Raw genomic sequence first — 17,138 nt, 5'->3', positions numbered from 1 at the left:
CACTGCTATTATTAAATAAGAAAAATGTAGCTAAAATGCTCTTCACAAAAGAACTTACATTTTTGTATAATAAGAACTAATGTTCCTTACAAGAAGACAATAGACTCAAATTACACAAATATATCAAATAGAAGAGGATTGATATACGATGAAAATTGATAGACCAAAAATTTCACCAGAGTTATCTTCAAAGAATTTTCAAGATATTTTTTATGAAGAAGATCCAACATTGGAAGTGTGTGAAATTATAGACTCCACTTTCGAAAATGAATCTGTAGATAGAGTGCGATTATATGATGCGGTGATAAAAAACTGTAAGTTTACTAATACAGACTTTAGCAATATTGATATTACAGATGTTTGTCTTGAAAACTGTGATTTATCAAATGTTAATTTAAGCAATTCTTCTGTTCACAGAGTCGAATTTAAAAACAGTAAATTAATCGGAGTAAATTTCACAGAATCTAGCTTAGGAAATGTTAAATTTGAGAATTCAATTTTGAATTTAGCGGCATTTGGAAATTCCAAACTAGAAAAAATCATCTTCAATGAAACTTCATTAAATAATGCAGATTTTTTTGACTGTAAACTTAAAAAAGTTGAATTCCAATTATGTAGTCTTGATGAAGCTAATTTTGATCAGACATCACTGAAGGGGATAGATATTAGTTCTTCTACCTTTGATACACTTACAGTTTCAGTGAACGATTTAAGAGGATGTAAAGTATCAACATATCAAGCTGTTCAGTTTGCTACTTTATTAGGATTAATAATTAAAGATTAGTATTTCGAAGAAAAGAACCCTATCCCGAATCATGGATTTTTTAATTGTCCACGGTTCGAGATAAAGTTCAAATAAATTAGTGATGACTCTTTTATTATTTAACTACAGCTTGGTTTCCTTTTACATGTTCATTATTTACACTCATAAATTCTTCAATTTCTTCAACTTCCCTAATGATATCTTTTGACAAGTTTTCATACCCGTCTTTCGTTACAAGAATGTCATCTTCAATACGAATTCCAATTGATTCTCCTTCAATATAAAGACCAGGTTCAATTGTTATAACCATACCTTCTTCTAACACTCTATCTTTATATGTTCCTACATCATGTGTATCTAAACCAAGGAAATGGCTGACACCATGATAATAGTATTTTGATAACTCTTCATCTTCTTGAATTAAACCAATTGCTTTACACTCTTCTGCCAGTACCTTTTTTGTATGCTCATTTAATGCAGCGAACTTTAATCCTGGCTTAATAAGCGCTGTTGTTTCTTTTAATGCTTTTAATACAATATTATAAATTTGTTTTTGACGACTAGAGAATGTTCCATTTGCCGGGAATGTATAACTAATATCAGCGTTATAGTAGTCTTTTTGAGCACCTAAATCTAGTAATACTAAGTCACCATTTTGAATTTGTGCATCATTATCTTCATAATGAAGAACTGTAGCATTTTTCCCACTCGCCAAAATTGTATTGAACGCATGGTGCTTAATGCCAGATGATTTCAGTGTAAAATCAAATTGAGCTTCTAATTCATACTCCATCATGCCTGCTTTTGCATTTTTTAACACATTGTAAATACCATCTTTCGTTACAGCAATCGCTTCTTTAATAATTTCAATTTCTTCCTCTGTTTTAAATACTCGTAATTCACAAATGTTCGGATATACATTACCAATTGTTACGTGTGGGTATTTTTCTCTTACATGTTTAGCAAATGCTAATGTTTTTGTCTCCGTACCATTCCAATCACGACGTTCTATATCTAAATATAGATGCTTCGCATTTTCTGTAAAAAGTATATTTGACATTGTCTTTTCAAAGCTATCTAAATATACAACTTTCTTTATACCTGAAATTCCCTCTGCTTCTTCGCTAGAAACTGTCTTCCCAACCCATTTTTCCATTACTGGATCTGATTTTTCAATGAAAAGTGTCTCTTCTACACTATTCCCAAACTTTTTCAGCATAAAAATAACATTTGGTTCATCGATTCCCGTTAAGTAGTAAAAATTACGATTCGGTACAAATTTATAATGTGCATCAGCTGACATATGCGGTGCTTGTCCCGCAAATAAAATCGTAACGGATTCATCAGGTAATGTTTTCGTTAGTCTTTCTCTATTTTGAGCAAAAAATGTTGATTTCATAATAATCCCCCTAGTGTTCTATGTATGCTTGTAAAGCTAATTGTCCTCTGTTATTCATTTTATTATTGTTATAATTTTTCGTCAATTTTTAACCTTTTAGATGGTGTTGACATAATAAAAATTAAGCGTTAAAATAACTATATATTAGTAAGTAACTAATATAATTAAATCTAACTAGAGGTGAATCAAATGAAAAACATTTTATTCCGTATTAACGAATTGTCAAAAAAAGAAAAAGCAACTGGATTAACAGTTGATGAAAAACAAGAACAACAAATGTTACGTCAAAACTATACAGAAACATTTCGTGGAAGCCTAGATTCCATTTTATTAAACACAAAAATTGTTGATCAAAATGGTCTTAACGTTACACCTGCTGCATTACAAGATGCTCAAATACGTTTAAAATTAAGCAAATGAGTTCCGAGCTAAAGAATTCTAATAAAACATAAAAAGAGCTGGATTTCCTATATAGAAATTCCAGCTCTTTTTATTGTCTTTTTTAATTTAGTAAACGAGCGATACATCGCAATTCTCCACGACACAATCATCGCAAATGCAAGTAAGAAAAACATTCCGCTTAACTCTGCCAAATCAATTGATTGGCTTAAATATGACTTTAATGCCACGCGTACAGCTAATAAGCCTACTAAAATAAATATGAATGCTTTTGACGGTTTCATAAATATATGTTCGCCTTTTATTTCGAACTTAGTTGTTTTAATAAGAAAAATAGAGAAAATAAGCCCTATACTAATTGCCTCGACTATTTCTAACGATGTTAATCGAAACTCTGGTAAAAAGTACATCATTGCGCCTGTACTCATAAAAATTGGCGGCAATATAATTTTCTTTTTCGTTACCGGCTTTTTCGCTGCTTTAAAACGTAGAAACATTACCCCAACAGCCATACAAACTGCTACGACACTTGATAAAAGTGCTATCATACTTTCCACTCCTATCTATTTAAATGACTTTTTTAACAAAATCATAAACCAATAAGTAACTACATGCCACATTATAGAATTTCTTCATTATATTCCTCCTGCTGTAAACTTTCCATATTCGCTGCAATCATTTTACGCAAAGTTTATGAACGGAATATGAACAAAAAAGCCATTCTGCAATGAAGTGACCCCTAAAAGTTAGACACGGTTATTTCATTAGGCAGCTTGATAAAAATGAGTCCGGTATTGCACCGGGCTCATTTTTAATTTTGCCTTTATCCGTTTTGTATTGTAATAATCTATATATTTTTCTAATTCTATTTTGAAGTGCTCTACACTTTCAAACTCTTTTATGTAGAGAAACTCAGACTTCATGATTCCAAAGAAATTCTCCATTACTGCGTTGTCATAACAGTTGCCTTTACGAGACATACTTTGTACGATACCTCTTTTTTGTAATGCGTGACGGTATTGTTTCATTTGATAATGCCACCCTTGATCTGAATGCATCATTAGTTGGTGATTTTCAGGTAAACCTTCTAATGCTGTCTCTAACATTTCTGAAACAAGTGAATACGTCGGTCTAGAGCCAATTGTATAGGTAATGATTTCACCATTATACAAGTCTAATACAGGTGATAAATAAAGTTTCTCACCGAATAATTTAAATTCTGTAATATCGGTTACCCATTTTTCATTTGGCGTATCTGCCGTAAATTTACGCTCTAAAATATGAGGTGCAATTTTACCAACTGTTCCTTTATAAGATTTATATTTTTTCATACGTACAAGACATTTTAAACCTAACTCTTTCATAATTCGTTGCACTTTTTTATGATTCACTATTTGATTACGATTGGCTAACTCATTACGAATACGACGATATCCATAACGACCTTCGTGTTCATCATAAATCGCTTTAATTTCTACTTTTAAATCGGCATCTGGATCGATTCTATCCATTTGTTTTACATAAAAATAATAGGTGCTTCGAGGGATATCCGCTAACTTTACTAATTCTTTCACTTTGAAACTCATGCCTTAATTCATAGACTACTTGTGCCTTGTCTTGTTTGGTGATTTTTCCTTGTTTTGAACTAAGGCATTCAACTTTTTTAAATACGCATTTTCCATACGTAAGCGTTCTAATTCAGCTTGTAACGCTTCAACTGAACCTTCTGCCGGAATCTTTTTAGTATCATGTTTTGTGTTTTTATTTTTCATGGATGGACGCCCCTTTTTCTTTGGTTCAAGGGCATCTAAGCCACCTACTTCAAATTGCTTCTTCCATTGATAAACCGTTGTAAAAGAAGGAACCATGAATATAGCCGCTGTATCCATTAACGATATACCCGATTGAGCCATAAAATTTAGTACGTCTAGTTTAAACTCTGCGGTGTAATTTGTATAGACCTCGTGTAAACCTTCTTCTCCATGGAGTTCGTATAAGCGTAACCAGTATTGAAATTGTGCCTTTGTAATATGCATCTGTTTTGCATATTCTGCTTGAGAAATTATTTTCGGATTAAATCCTTGAACGAGCGTTGACTTTAAATCCTTCGTAAATTTTGTCATACAAAAAACTGCACCTCCAATTGTTAGACTGTGTCTAACAATTGGGGTGCAGTTCACAATTAATAATTGCAAAATGGCTTTTTAACTTATTTTAAATCGTCAATTGTGAAAGCACCTGGAAGTAATTGCTCAACAGTCACTTCTTTTTCATCACCTTTTACATTCGTTAGTAATACAGGCATTTTCGGATCACAGAATTCAGCAATTACTTGTCTACACGCACCACATGGTGAAATCGGTCCATCAGTTTCTCCTGTAATAACTAAGTAACTAAAATCGCGCTCCCCTTCTGATACCGCTTTAAATATTGCTGTTCTTTCTGCACAGTTACATAAACCGTAAGAAGCATTTTCTATATTACAACCAGTATAGACTTTCCCTTCTTTCGTAACTAACGCTGCGCCAACAGGAAATTTAGAATACGGAATATACGCTTTCGATAACATCTTGTTTGCTTCTTCATATATTTTTTCTTATCCATATTATTTCCCCCTCAAAGTAAATGAAATGATCATTAGTCAGTAATAACTGTATGCACTAATTTAGGAGCCACTGCTGTTTCAGCGATAGAGATGTTCTCATAAATTTTTGCTTTTACATCTTCTACATTTTCACGATTTGCGTAGATTGTTACGAACGGCTCGCCTTCTTTTACTGCATCGCCAACTTTTTTACGTAACATTAATCCTACTGCTAAATCGATTTCATCTTCCTTCGTTGCACGACCTGCACCAAGTAACATAGCTGCAATACCAATCTCATCTGCAACAATGTTAGAAATAACACCTGAAGTTTTTGCAGGTACATCAATTACATACTTCGCTTGTGGCATTTTTTCTGGATTGTCTACAATTGAGCTATCTCCGCCTTGATTGCTTAAGAACTCTTTAAATTTCGCAGTTGCTTTTCCGTTTTTCATCACTTCAATTAGCATTTCACGAGCTTCTTCTAACGTATTTGCTTTTTTCGCAAGTACGACCATTTGACTTCCTAATACAAGTACTAATTCTGTTAAATCTTCTGGACCTTCACCTTTTAACGTATCAATCGCTTCTTTCACTTCTAGAGCATTACCAATCGCAAATCCAAGAGGTTGTGACATATCTGAAATAACTGCCATTGTTTGACGTCCTACGTTATTTCCGATACGTACCATTGCATGTGATAATTCTTTTGCATCTTCTTCTGTTTTCATAAATGCACCAGCACCTGTTTTTACATCAAGTACGATTGCGTCAGCACCAGCTGCAATTTTTTTACTCATAATTGAACTTGCGATTAAAGGAATTGAGTTAACAGTTCCTGTTACGTCGCGTAATGCATAAATCTTTTTATCTGCAGGTGTTAAGTTTCCTGTTTGTCCAATAACAGCTACTTTGTCACGGTTTACAATATCAATGAATTGTTCTTTCGTAATTTCAACGTGGAATCCTTCTACCGCTTCTAATTTATCAATTGTTCCGCCTGTATGTCCTAAACCACGACCAGACATTTTTGCTACTGGTACATCTAAAGCAGCTACTAACGGTCCTAATACTAATGTTGTTGTATCACCAACACCGCCAGTTGAATGTTTGTCTACTTTAATTCCTTCAATTGCTGATAAATCGATCGTTTCTCCAGACTCAACCATCGCCATCGTTAAATCTGCACGTTCGCGATCTGTCATATCTTTAAAGAAGATTGCCATTGCAAGCGCACTCACTTGATAATCAGGAATACTTCCGTCTGTATATCCATTAATAAAGAATTTGATTTCTTCAGTCGTTAATTCTTTGCCGTCACGTTTTTTTGCAATAATATCTACCATTCTCATTACAATCACCATTCCTTTTTATATTATATAAATCTATTAAAATAATAAGCCAACGATTGTTGCTGATAAGAAACTTACTAATGTTGCACCGAATAGTAATTTCAAACCAAACCTTGCGACTACATTCCCTTGCTTTTCATTTAAGCTCTTAACTGCCCCTGCAATAATCCCAATTGAAGAGAAGTTTGCAAATGAAACTAAAAATACAGAGATAATCGCTGTCGTTCTATCTGAGAAATTAAAGTTTCCTTGTGCTAAATCTGTCATAGCGACAAATTCATTTGATACTAATTTTGTTGCCATAATATTTCCGGCATTAACTGCTTCATGCCAAGGTACACCCATAATAAATGCAAATGGTGCAAATGCATAACCAAGAATTTCTTGGAATGAAATACCGATTATACCTTTAAATATTGCATTAATGAATGCGATAAGAGCAACGAAACCGACTAACATAGCTGCTACTGTAATCGCAACTTTAAATCCATCAATAATGTATTCCCCTAATACTTCAAAGAAGGTCTTCTTCTCTTCTTCTTGTACTTCTAACATATCTTCTTCCTCAGTAACTTCATATGGGTTAATGATAGAAGCAATGATGAAACCACCGAATAAGTTAAGCACTAAAGCGGTTACAACATATTGTGGTTTTAATAACACCATATATGATCCAACGATAGACATAGAAACTGTAGACATTGCTGATGCACATAATGTATACATTCTTTTCTCTGGCAATAACCCTAGTTGTTTCTTAACTGAAATAAATACTTCAGATTGTCCTAAAATCGCAGATGCAACAGCGTTATATGATTCTAGTTTCCCCATTCCATTTACTTTACTTAATGCTAGACCGATAGATTTCACAATAATAGGTAATACTTTAATATGTTGCAAAATACCTATTAAGGCTGATATAAATACGATTGGCATTAATACACTTAAAAAGAACGAAAACTCTTTTTGATTTACTAATCCACCAAATACGAAATTCACACCGTCAGCGGCATATTTTAATAGCTCTCCAAAACCATCTGCTATTCCGCTAATTAATATATTCCCTACACTTGTATTTAATAATAGAAACCCCAAAATAAATTGTAATATAACCATCGTTATGATTGGACGATATTTGACTTTCTTTCTATCATTACTAGCAAGCCAAGCGATACCTAAAATCAATACGAGGCCAAAAACACCGATTAAGTATTTCATAAGCCGTTTCCTCCCATTCGTATCCGCTTACATTTTTTTCAATTATTAAAGCAATAGATATACTTTAAACGTATATCTATTGCTTTAAGCTTTTATCGATTAGTAGTTATCTGTAGCACCTTTTGCATCATTTAATACGATTGCAACACTAGCACTTGCTCCAACGCGAGAAGCTCCAGCAGCTACCATTTTGTCTGCATCTTCACGTGTACGAACACCGCCAGATGCTTTTACACCAACGTTTGGTCCTACTGTTTTACGCATTAATGCGATATCTTCAGCAGTTGCTCCGCCAGTTGAGAATCCAGTTGAAGTTTTTACGAAATCAGCACCAGCTTTTACTGATAATTCACAAGCACGTACTTTCTCTTCATCTGTTAATAGGCAAGTTTCAATGATTACTTTTACAAGAGCTTTTCCTTTTGCTGCTTGTACTACTTCATAAATGTCTTTTTCAACAAGTTCGTTGTCGCCATCTTTCAAAGCGCCTACGTTGATTACCATATCAACTTCAGTTGCACCTTTTGCAATAGCATCTTTTGTTTCAAATGCTTTTGTTTCAGTAGTGCTTGCTCCTAATGGGAAACCGATTACAGTACAAACGTCTACATCATGCCCAGCTAGTTCATCAGCCGCTAATTTTACCCATGGTGGGTTAATACAAACAGAAGCGAATTTATATTCCTTTGCTTCTTCGATTACTTTCATAACATCTTCTTTAGTAGTATTAGCTTTTAAAATTGTATGGTCAATTAACTTTGCAATGTTCATTATCTTCACTCCTCATATCTTTTAACAACTTCATTCTAACTCTTAGTTGAACAAATGTAAATACACTTTTGAAATTTTGTTCATTCTTTTTTAAAAGGAATTTTCTTGTAGTAAATAAAGCGCATTCTAACAAAGAACACTTCCTATATAATCAAATTTTCTATGTTAACAATGGTAGTATGTATCTCCATATCCATAATTATTTTTAAAAAGGCAAATTGTGTTCAAAAAAGACTCCTATCATTCATACATAACAAAATAAAAGGAGTTCTCAATATGTTAATTTTGAGAACTCCTTTTATTTCTAACCTTTTTGATAATGTAACAGTTCTTTTGCTGTATGCTGATCGATAATTAATACATTCGCATACCCGCCACGTAACGCACCATCAATTGCTTTTATTTTTCTATTACCACCTGCAACTAAAATAGAGCGTTTCTTTAATTTCAGTTCCTCTAACTCAATTCCAATGGTACGCTTATTGATTTCTTCGCTACTAATATTTCCGTCTCCATCAAAGAAACGTGAACAAATGTCACCGACCGATTGTTTTTTGAGTAAATTTGTTTCATCCTTATCGAAATAACCTAATCGGAATAATAACGCTTCGTCTCGCACTGTTCCTACAGTAAAAATTGCAATATTCGCTTGTTTTCCCATTTCGATAATGTGATGAATATGTCGATCCTGCTCCACTAATTCTTTTGTCACTGCATTATCAAATATAACTGGAAGAGGTAGATTTCTTGGCGTCGTTTGAAAAGCATCTGCAAATAAAGCTATCGTCTCATTCGCATATGTATTTACACTTGAATGACTAATACCACCTTTTAGCTGGACAACCTCTACCCCTTTTACATGTTGAGGTACGATTTTTCTAGCGATTTCATACATCGTCATTCCCCAGCTTACACCAACAATATCACCGTTTTTAACCGTCTTTTCCATATACTCAGCAGCATATTTACTTATATACTCTGTAATCGTTGCATATTCCGGTACTGGAGAAAACACAACATGTGCCTCTAACAAGTTGTACTTTTCTTTCAGTAAATTCCCAACGTTATCTAAATCCGCAAATGGATCGGCGATGCTAATTTGAACAAACCCTTTTTCTTTCGCGTACTTTAACAATCTAGAAATCGTCGGTCTTGAAATATTTAATTTGTTAGCAATTTCTTGCTGACTATAATCTGATTGATAATATAATCTTGCAACTTCAACGCTTAATTGTTGTTTATCTTTTTCCATAGTAACTCATTACAAATCCCTTCCTGTATTTCCCTTTCGTTACAAGCATTATACAGCTTTATGCAAAAAAATTCGACTACCGAATTTTATCTAACTGAACTTCTATTCCACTTATTATATACAATGAAACCTTATTGTGTAGATTTACAAACCCAATATAGAAACACTTACAACATATAAATCAGTTTATATGTAATTCATTCTTTATTGCTTTTCCTGTAGTAACGATAACAAAGCCGTTCAATAAGAAACATGAAACATCGTCTAAAAGCTATTCAAATACCCCTCATAAACAAAAGATACTGTTCATAAGGGGTATGTATTCAATTTAAGTTTATAAAAATCGGATGGAAACACTGCAAGTTCTCACTTATTTAGAATAAGAGAAAAGATGATGTTTTATTTGTTCAATAAAATAATGATGGTGTATATTATCGTTAGATACGCGACTTGCCATAATAGCTCCCTCCATTGAAGATGCAAGAAAAGAAGCGAGCGATATAATATCTATATCTTCTTTAAGTTCTTGTTTCTCTATTCCTTCTTTTATGAGAGAAGCCATTAACATTACTGTATCATCATAACCTTTTGCTGCTGCTTTTTGTAATTCTGGAAATACTCCAGTACTTTCAATTGCGCTATTAAGTAATGGACAGCCTCCAGCAATAGGAGGATTATTAGCTGCATCTTGATATACAAGGAAAATTGCAAGAATTTTATCGATTGCTGTCTTTTTATTTTCCATTGCTTTATGAAAATGACTCCACATAATCTCACCACTTTTGTCATAGGCAGCAAGGACAATTTCTTCTTTACTTTTGAATCTACGATAAATAGATCCTTTAGGTAGTTCAGTAGCTGTCATTATATCCTGTATGGATGTGCGAGTTATCCCATTAGTATTAAATAAATATAAAGATGTTTCAATAATTTTTTCTTTAATCTTATCAACTTTAGTCATACTTTGTAATCCTCCTAATAAAAACGAGCTTAATATTCCAGGTGATATTTACCATCTATTTTCTTGAATTTTTTTGTAAGTATAAATAAGTTTGGAACAAAAATATATTATCCATCCCTATATTATGTGAACCTCAAACCATACAGTTTGAAAAGAGGTAATCAAATTGTATTACCTATATCATTCAAATGAATTTTCTGTCAAAATTAACATGTCCAATTATTTAATTCAGTCCTGTTATACAACTAATTTCACCTACAATCGTAGAAGGTGTAAAAATATATAGTTAATTTTAACGTATAGACTATGATTATTATATATAATTTTTATTAATATGTTTAGCTAAAGTGTTTGAACTACTCCCACTTTCACTTCGTATATTAGGATATCTCCCGCAGTCCTTGCAGTTAAAAGCCTTATCACTTCATTCTATAAAAAGCTAATTGTCAAAAATTAATGAGTACTGAAATTTGCTTGTAAATAAGCAACTGAGATATAAATATATTTGTTATTTACCATTTTTATTTTATTAATAATTTATAAAAGGGGTTTAAAAAACTAGAAACTTATAGTATCATAAGTTTTCGAACCGAACGGTCCGGTTCGGTATTAAATAAATATATTTTAGAAGGAGAACCTAATGCAACAAGAAAAATCAAAGATTCTAAGTAATTTCATTATGGAGGTAATAAAGTGAGCTTTATAAAAATGAATACAAAAGAACTTGTTATGCTAATAGTTTATATACTGTTTGCACTACTTCAAATTGGCTTGTTCATATTATTTGGCATCTCCCTTTTAACTAACAGCAACTTAGTTGAATCAGAATTTGCTCTTAGTGCCATCGGTTTGACTGTACCTGCTATTGTAGGAATCATTTTCTTTAGGAAAGAAATTATTGAAAGTTTTACTTATTTTAAAGAGAAAACAATTTTGAAAATAGTAAGCATTCCTATGGTAGTTTTACTTATGATAATTGTGGAAAATTCTATTATGCATTTTCTAAATACAGGTCAGCCAGAGAACCAAGAACAGATCCTTACAAATGGCGCAGAGATGCCTATTATATTCACATTACTTCTATTTGGGATTATAGGACCAATAATTGAAGAAATTATATTTCGTCATATATTAGTAAATCGTTTTTCGGAATATGTTGGTACTGCTATTGCATCCATCGTTTCGATTATAATTTTTGCAGGTCTTCATTCAAATCAACTTTCGGATCTTGCTATATATTTACCTGGCACAGTGATGCTTACTGCGGCTTATCTTATTTCTAATAGATCCCTTGCATATGTTATAGCGATACATATGTTAAACAATTTTATTCCTTTTATTTAATTGCATATGTCATAACAAGACATATGTAATTGAAGGTTTTGATGCAAAAATACTCTATGTTTCTATCGAGTATTTTTGGCACCAGAACCACTTTTTCTAAGGCATAAGAAATCTTATCAAAACTACAACTTATTAGGAGAGTGTCAGTCATGATTGTAACAACAACTTCCGGAATTCAAGGTAAAGAAATTATTGAGTATATTGATATTGTAAATGGTGAAGCTATTATGGGTGCAAACATTGTCCGCGATTTATTCGCTTCAGTTCGTGATGTTGTCGGTGGCCGTGCTGGTGCTTATGAAAGTAAGCTAAAAGACGCTCGTGATATTGCAATGGACGAAATGAAAGAACTTGCAAAACAAAAAGGTGCGAACGCTATCATCGGCATTGACGTAGATTACGAAGTTGTACGTGATGGAATGTTAATGGTTGCTGTCAGTGGTACAGCTGTACGTATATAAGTAAATAAAAAAACGGTTCCTCCCTTGGAATTTATACTTTGAGGAGGGGCCTGGTTCTGTTGCAGATTTTAAAGAATAAAAAGAGATGTTGATAAAGCATTATACGTCGAAAAAACACAGTTTGAGTGTAAACTGTGTTTTTTTATATAGAAGCCTCATCCCATCACTATCAAGCTAAAATTTTGTGTTAACTTATAAAAAATGTACATTTTTTACTTTGGGGTAATTTTGAATCCTTAAGCTTATGGGCATGTGCTGGTACCCTCTAATACTGTACAAATTTTTTATAAATGGTTGTAAGGTTCTACGTTTTTGACCATTCTGTACAACGATAACTTTGGTTTATTGATTTCACCTGTAATCTGGTAGCCTATCCTCTGATACAATTTAATGGCAAGTTGGTTCTCTTTCTTTACCGTTAGAGAGCATTTGGCAAAGCCTTGCAGCGAAGCTTGTTCCTCAGCAAACTCAATTAATCTGGTACCTATCCCTAGTCCTCGACTTTCGGGCAGTAAGGCAATTGTTCCGATGTGAAACTCGTCATCTTCTCCCTCCCTCAAGGTAAACATGGAATAAAGCATTTTGATATTCAAAATGTTATAAACAACAAAACCCAGCTTTCGGAACGAAAGCAGCTGTTTAAAAGTGGGCCAGGCAAGACGATTTAAAACGGGTATGGGATAGCAAGTAATCATCCCTAAAGTTTTCCCGTCCATTTGAGCTTCATAGGCGTATTGATGACTAAAACGGTTGTTCTCCTGCCGCCATAGCTTACAAAATGTCCAATCGACTGTGTTCTTCTCCTCAGATCCTGCAAGTGGAAACACCATGTATTCCAATGCCATTACATTTAGCTGGGCGCCGACCATGGATTGATGAACAGCCTTTACAATAGAGATTTTATTCATTATCCTATTGCTCCTTTTCACTTTCTATATTATTAATATTAATTATCATGGATTTGAATCAGTTCACTTCCCTCTCAATTCATCCTTAGCTTTGAAACCATAATAAAATGTATTTAAAACAAGCTCTGCAGCAGATTTTTTAGCCACATTTCCTTCATGTACCTGTTCCCAGGTATGGAAAAGCAGAGCATAAAGCGTATTCAAAATCCATTCACTGCTAACTGTTTGCTGAAAGTAACCTCTTTGTTGTAGCAATTCAATAACGCGTCTTAAGGGTTCCCTCAGCTTCTCTTCTGCTTCACCTAATTCTTTGTTGTTAAATACAGATGCATCATGACCTAGAAAATAGATTTTGTCACCTAAAGGGATTAACGCTTCAATGAGTTCCGGGATATAGTTTTCGCTTCTTTCCTCATCCAGTGGAATCTGGTTTACAGTATCACTTACCAGTTGTATAGCCCGATGGCCCAAGAACAGCATCAATTTCTCCCTGCTTTCGACGTAGCGATGGAGTGTAGCAATTCCAATTCCCGCATATTCCGCAATTTCATTCATCGAAGCAGTAGGATTTTCAACAAGCAATATAGTAGCTGAATCAAGAATTGCATTAAATCTCGCTTCCTTCAACGCTGACAAGTCTTTCTTCATCGTCAATCTCTCCCTTTTTCTATATAAAGTCGTCATTTTTGATAGATAAATATATCATTTGATATTATAATAAACAATCTCAAATAAAGTGTCCAGCTGCTGAATGTAGCTTTTCAAAAAGAATTATATTCCTGAAACTGATAGTACTTTGAATGTTTCATTTTTAGTATTTCATTATTTAGATAACGATGAAGAAATTAAATTCTTTAATGTAATAAATACAAGAGCCAAAGAAAATGGTACGAGTTACTTTCTGCATAAAGTTATCGGTTTATTTTAAAATTCACTTCCGGGTATTGGGTTATCAGCCTTTTAAGGGTTGAGCCGTCATCCTTCTGTTTTACATACTGGTCAAAAAATGCCAGGCTGAATTCGTTAATAATACGATGAACTTCCTTTGGATTTTCACCTGGGCTCTGCAACAGAGGTGAGAACAAATGTAAATCGGTAAAGCTTGTATGATCCGTATGAGGAATGACCATTGACATACCACCGCCAGCTAACCCGCGTCCGTATCGCTCCCTCACTTCAAAGGGATCTGCTTCATCAGGCTCTTCTGCATTCATGAGCAGAAATGGTTTTCCAATGCCACTTTCAGGCAAGATTTCACCATACAATGTACCATCCATATTGATAGCTGCTTTGACACGAGAATCTTTTGCAAGTATTTGTGCTGCGGTAGCTCCACCGTAAGAGTGGCCAAACATTCCAATTCGCGAGGTATCCAGTCTTCCTGTAAAGAAACCGGTCTCATCGTTTTCGTTAAGTTTCTCTATCTGATTAAGGACAAAGCTGACATCTTCCTCCCATAATTTTATGTGACTATCTCCTTCATCAGTTAAATTGATGGGCTGTACGTAAGCAGTTCGACCACCTGGAAAGACGGTAGCTGCAGCATCAAAGGTATGATCGATACTTAGAACAATATATCCTTGACTAGCCAACTCCTCAACTTGAAACGTGTTTTGATTACGAAAACCATTAAAACCATGAGAGAAGAGTAATATGGGATAGTGATTCTCTGAGTCTGAGAGTTGTAAATCCATAAACGAGTGAGACTTTACCAATTCCATGTGGCTGAATGCAAATGCAGGAATAGACAATGTTTTTTCCAATCCCTTGGAGAGCTCATTTATGTTACGAATATAAGGTTCTGGATCCCCCTTGCTTTTTTCAGCTGCAGGATACCAAATTTGCACCATCAGTTCGCGCCGATCGTTTGGATTTTTTGAATATGGTTCATTTCTCTGATGATCAACCCAATGATATAGCTTCGTACCGACCCTATGTGGACCAGTTGGTTCTTCAAATGAAAATACTGGCATAAGTAAGGGTAACGCAACTGCTACAGACAAATAGATACATAGTAACGAAGTCTTAACTATGAATATACCCGAACTTCTAAAGCCCTTTTTCCGCCCAGCTAATAAATAGCATAAAATTAAGATAACTGGGGATACATATGCCGGAATCATCTGCCACCTAAAACCTTCTGCCAATAACTGAACTGTAACCATTACAACGGCAATCAAAGTAGCTAATTTAGACCACTTTTTCGTTTCTCTGCCTATTAACAGTATCCAACTCAATAGACTAAAATTCACTACTATCAAAACAACTTCCCAGAAATTCATTGGCCTATCTCCTTTGCATGCATTTTATTTCTAATTAAAGAGGTAGTTTTCAGCCTAAGCAAAAGCAGATGAAACACCTATATAGTTGCACTAATTATGCTTAGTAACCGTTTCATCCACTCTACTCCTTTATTCAAATTAAAAACTTAAAATGCCCAGCTACCTTTACAGAAAATTGGTTCTACAGTTCCATCTGGTAGAATACCGTCGATGTCCATCTCACTGCTGCCAATCATAAAGTCCTCATGTGTTACTGAAATATTTGCCCCTAACGTTTCAAGCTGATCGTTTTCTAAATCTCTTCCACCCTCTAAGCAAGTTGGATAAGCTTTACCAATCGCTAAATGGTTCGATGCATTTTCATCAAACAATGTATTAAAATATAAAATTTCCGATGCTGAAATTGGTGATTCATGTGGTACAAGTGCTACTTCACCTAAATAGCAAGAGCCTTCATCCACATTAATAAGCTCTTGTAATAAATCATGTCCTACCTGTGCTTCAGCTTTAACAATTTTTCCTTCTTCAAATGTCAGTTTAAAGCCATCGATAATATTCCCTTGATAAACTAATGGTTTTGTATTGCTTACATAGCCATTTACACCTTGTTTCATCGGTAACGTATAAACCTCTTCTGTCGGCATATTAGCCATAAAGATAGTATCATCAGGAGTTTTACCACCTCCAGTAACCCATTTATGCTGTGGTGCTAATGCAATTGTTAAATCAGTACCTGGCGCTGTATAGTGAAGCTTCATATATTTTTTATCGTTCAGTAGGACCGCACGAGATTCTAAATTTGTTACATGTTCACGCCATTTTTCAATAGTACTGCCTTCACCAATACGAACAGCTTTAAAAATAGCCTCCCATAATGCTGGTACTTGATCCTCTGCTGCTAAATCCGGGAACACCTTCGATGCCCACTTTGGTGAAGGAACTGCTACCATCGACCAAGCTATTGAATCCTTCATTACGGCGTTGCGATTGTTTCTCAGAGCAGCTCCTGCTACCTTTTGATAGGTAGCTAGACGATCAGATGAAATACCTGTAAATTTATCAGGATCTGTAGCATCTATCATTAATAGTGCTCCTTTACGTTCGATCAGCTCATCATTCATTTTGACTATCCACTCTGGGAAGCGATTAAATTCTTCATCTGAGGCATAATCAAAGTAAGCACGTTCCATTTCTTCATCCGAAAAATCAACATGAACACGCCCTGCCCCAGCCTTATAAGCCTCTTTCACAACTATACGGGCGAAATCCAATGCATCCACTGATGTATTGACTAATAAGTATTGCCCTGGTTGAATATTGACACCGATTTTCACCGTAAGTTCTGCATATGCTTGTAATTTTTCTTCAAAAGTCATATTATTTACCTCGCTTTTATTAAATTGGTTTTGAATTCCCCTCACTAACTTACTTTCTGAACAAG

15 protein-coding genes and 2 pseudogenes are annotated in these 17,138 nt (G+C 34.3%); 4 read left to right on the top strand and 13 right to left on the bottom strand.

What is annotated here, in order from left to right; genetic code table 11:
* Positions 1–148: 148 nt before the first annotated feature.
* Entirely contained in the window at positions 149–784 is a 636-nt protein-coding gene (locus tag BC_RS09110; RefSeq protein ID WP_000687274.1) for a pentapeptide repeat-containing protein, read from the top strand.
* Positions 785–878: 94 nt separating this feature from the next.
* Here BC_RS09110 and BC_RS09105 read toward each other — a convergent pair whose 3' ends face one another.
* Positions 879–2,162, bottom strand: coding sequence for an aminopeptidase P family protein (locus BC_RS09105; RefSeq protein WP_000842981.1), 1,284 nt, complete (start codon positions 2,160–2,162; stop codon positions 879–881).
* A 189-nt stretch (positions 2,163–2,351) separates the two neighbouring features.
* Between BC_RS09105 and BC_RS09100 the strand changes: the two genes are divergently transcribed.
* Positions 2,352–2,582, top strand: coding sequence for a DUF896 domain-containing protein (locus BC_RS09100; RefSeq protein ID WP_000789782.1), 231 nt, complete (start codon positions 2,352–2,354; stop codon positions 2,580–2,582).
* Positions 2,583–2,629: 47 nt separating this feature from the next.
* Here BC_RS09100 and BC_RS09095 read toward each other — a convergent pair whose 3' ends face one another.
* From BC_RS09095 to BC_RS09060, 8 genes and pseudogenes are all read right to left on the bottom strand, one after another.
* Positions 2,630–3,109 carry a CcdC family protein gene (locus BC_RS09095; protein ID WP_000561075.1) on the bottom strand — a complete coding sequence of 160 codons (480 nt, stop codon included), beginning with the start codon at positions 3,107–3,109 and terminating at the stop codon, positions 2,630–2,632.
* Positions 3,110–3,325: 216 nt separating this feature from the next.
* Positions 3,326–4,684: pseudogene (locus tag BC_RS09090) on the bottom strand (IS3-like element ISBce18 family transposase).
* A gap of 86 nt (positions 4,685–4,770) precedes the next feature.
* A pseudogene (locus BC_RS09085) lies at positions 4,771–5,165 on the bottom strand (cytidine deaminase).
* A gap of 33 nt (positions 5,166–5,198) precedes the next feature.
* The gene (locus BC_RS09080) at positions 5,199–6,500 is read right to left on the bottom strand and encodes a pyrimidine-nucleoside phosphorylase (protein ID WP_011110005.1); all 1,302 of its coding nucleotides are present in this window, start codon (positions 6,498–6,500) and stop codon (positions 5,199–5,201) included.
* Between the two features lie 36 nt (positions 6,501–6,536).
* On the bottom strand, positions 6,537–7,718 hold the full coding sequence (locus BC_RS09075; RefSeq protein WP_000876187.1) for a NupC/NupG family nucleoside CNT transporter: 1,182 nt from the start codon (positions 7,716–7,718) through the stop codon (positions 6,537–6,539).
* Positions 7,719–7,817: 99 nt separating this feature from the next.
* Complete coding sequence (gene deoC / locus BC_RS09070; protein ID WP_001017437.1) at positions 7,818–8,489, bottom strand: deoxyribose-phosphate aldolase; 672 nt, start codon at positions 8,487–8,489, stop codon at positions 7,818–7,820.
* 304 nt (positions 8,490–8,793) lie between these two features.
* Positions 8,794–9,741, bottom strand: coding sequence for a sugar-binding transcriptional regulator (locus BC_RS09065; RefSeq protein WP_000409781.1), 948 nt, complete (start codon positions 9,739–9,741; stop codon positions 8,794–8,796).
* 370 nt (positions 9,742–10,111) lie between these two features.
* Positions 10,112–10,702 carry a TetR/AcrR family transcriptional regulator gene (locus tag BC_RS09060; protein ID WP_000169640.1) on the bottom strand — a complete coding sequence of 197 codons (591 nt, stop codon included), beginning with the start codon at positions 10,700–10,702 and terminating at the stop codon, positions 10,112–10,114.
* A 693-nt stretch (positions 10,703–11,395) separates the two neighbouring features.
* Between BC_RS09060 and BC_RS09055 the strand changes: the two genes are divergently transcribed.
* A complete protein-coding gene (locus BC_RS09055; RefSeq protein ID WP_000008141.1) occupies positions 11,396–12,046 on the top strand; it encodes a CPBP family glutamic-type intramembrane protease in 651 nt (216 codons plus the stop codon).
* Between the two features lie 149 nt (positions 12,047–12,195).
* Complete coding sequence (locus tag BC_RS09050; RefSeq protein WP_000637504.1) at positions 12,196–12,507, top strand: heavy metal-binding domain-containing protein; 312 nt, start codon at positions 12,196–12,198, stop codon at positions 12,505–12,507.
* Positions 12,508–12,791: 284 nt separating this feature from the next.
* Here BC_RS09050 and BC_RS09045 read toward each other — a convergent pair whose 3' ends face one another.
* The 4 genes from BC_RS09045 to BC_RS09030 form a co-directional block, all read right to left on the bottom strand.
* Positions 12,792–13,415 (bottom strand): GNAT family N-acetyltransferase, encoded by a 624-nt coding sequence (locus BC_RS09045; protein WP_001033860.1) that lies wholly within the window; start codon positions 13,413–13,415, stop codon positions 12,792–12,794.
* A 63-nt stretch (positions 13,416–13,478) separates the two neighbouring features.
* Positions 13,479–14,063 carry a TetR/AcrR family transcriptional regulator gene (locus BC_RS09040; protein WP_000710981.1) on the bottom strand — a complete coding sequence of 195 codons (585 nt, stop codon included), beginning with the start codon at positions 14,061–14,063 and terminating at the stop codon, positions 13,479–13,481.
* Positions 14,064–14,326: 263 nt separating this feature from the next.
* The gene (locus BC_RS09035) at positions 14,327–15,697 is read right to left on the bottom strand and encodes an alpha/beta hydrolase family protein (RefSeq protein ID WP_001012297.1); all 1,371 of its coding nucleotides are present in this window, start codon (positions 15,695–15,697) and stop codon (positions 14,327–14,329) included.
* Positions 15,698–15,843: 146 nt separating this feature from the next.
* Complete coding sequence (locus tag BC_RS09030; RefSeq protein ID WP_000141969.1) at positions 15,844–17,073, bottom strand: aminopeptidase; 1,230 nt, start codon at positions 17,071–17,073, stop codon at positions 15,844–15,846.
* Positions 17,074–17,138: the final 65 nt, after the last annotated feature.

Origin of the sequence: Bacillus cereus ATCC 14579 (assembly GCF_000007825.1) — a bacterium.
In the GTDB taxonomy this organism is placed as follows: domain Bacteria; phylum Bacillota; class Bacilli; order Bacillales; family Bacillaceae_G; genus Bacillus_A; species Bacillus_A cereus.
Note: the sequence above shows the minus strand (reverse complement) of the source record. Positions and strands in the feature narration are given on the sequence as shown.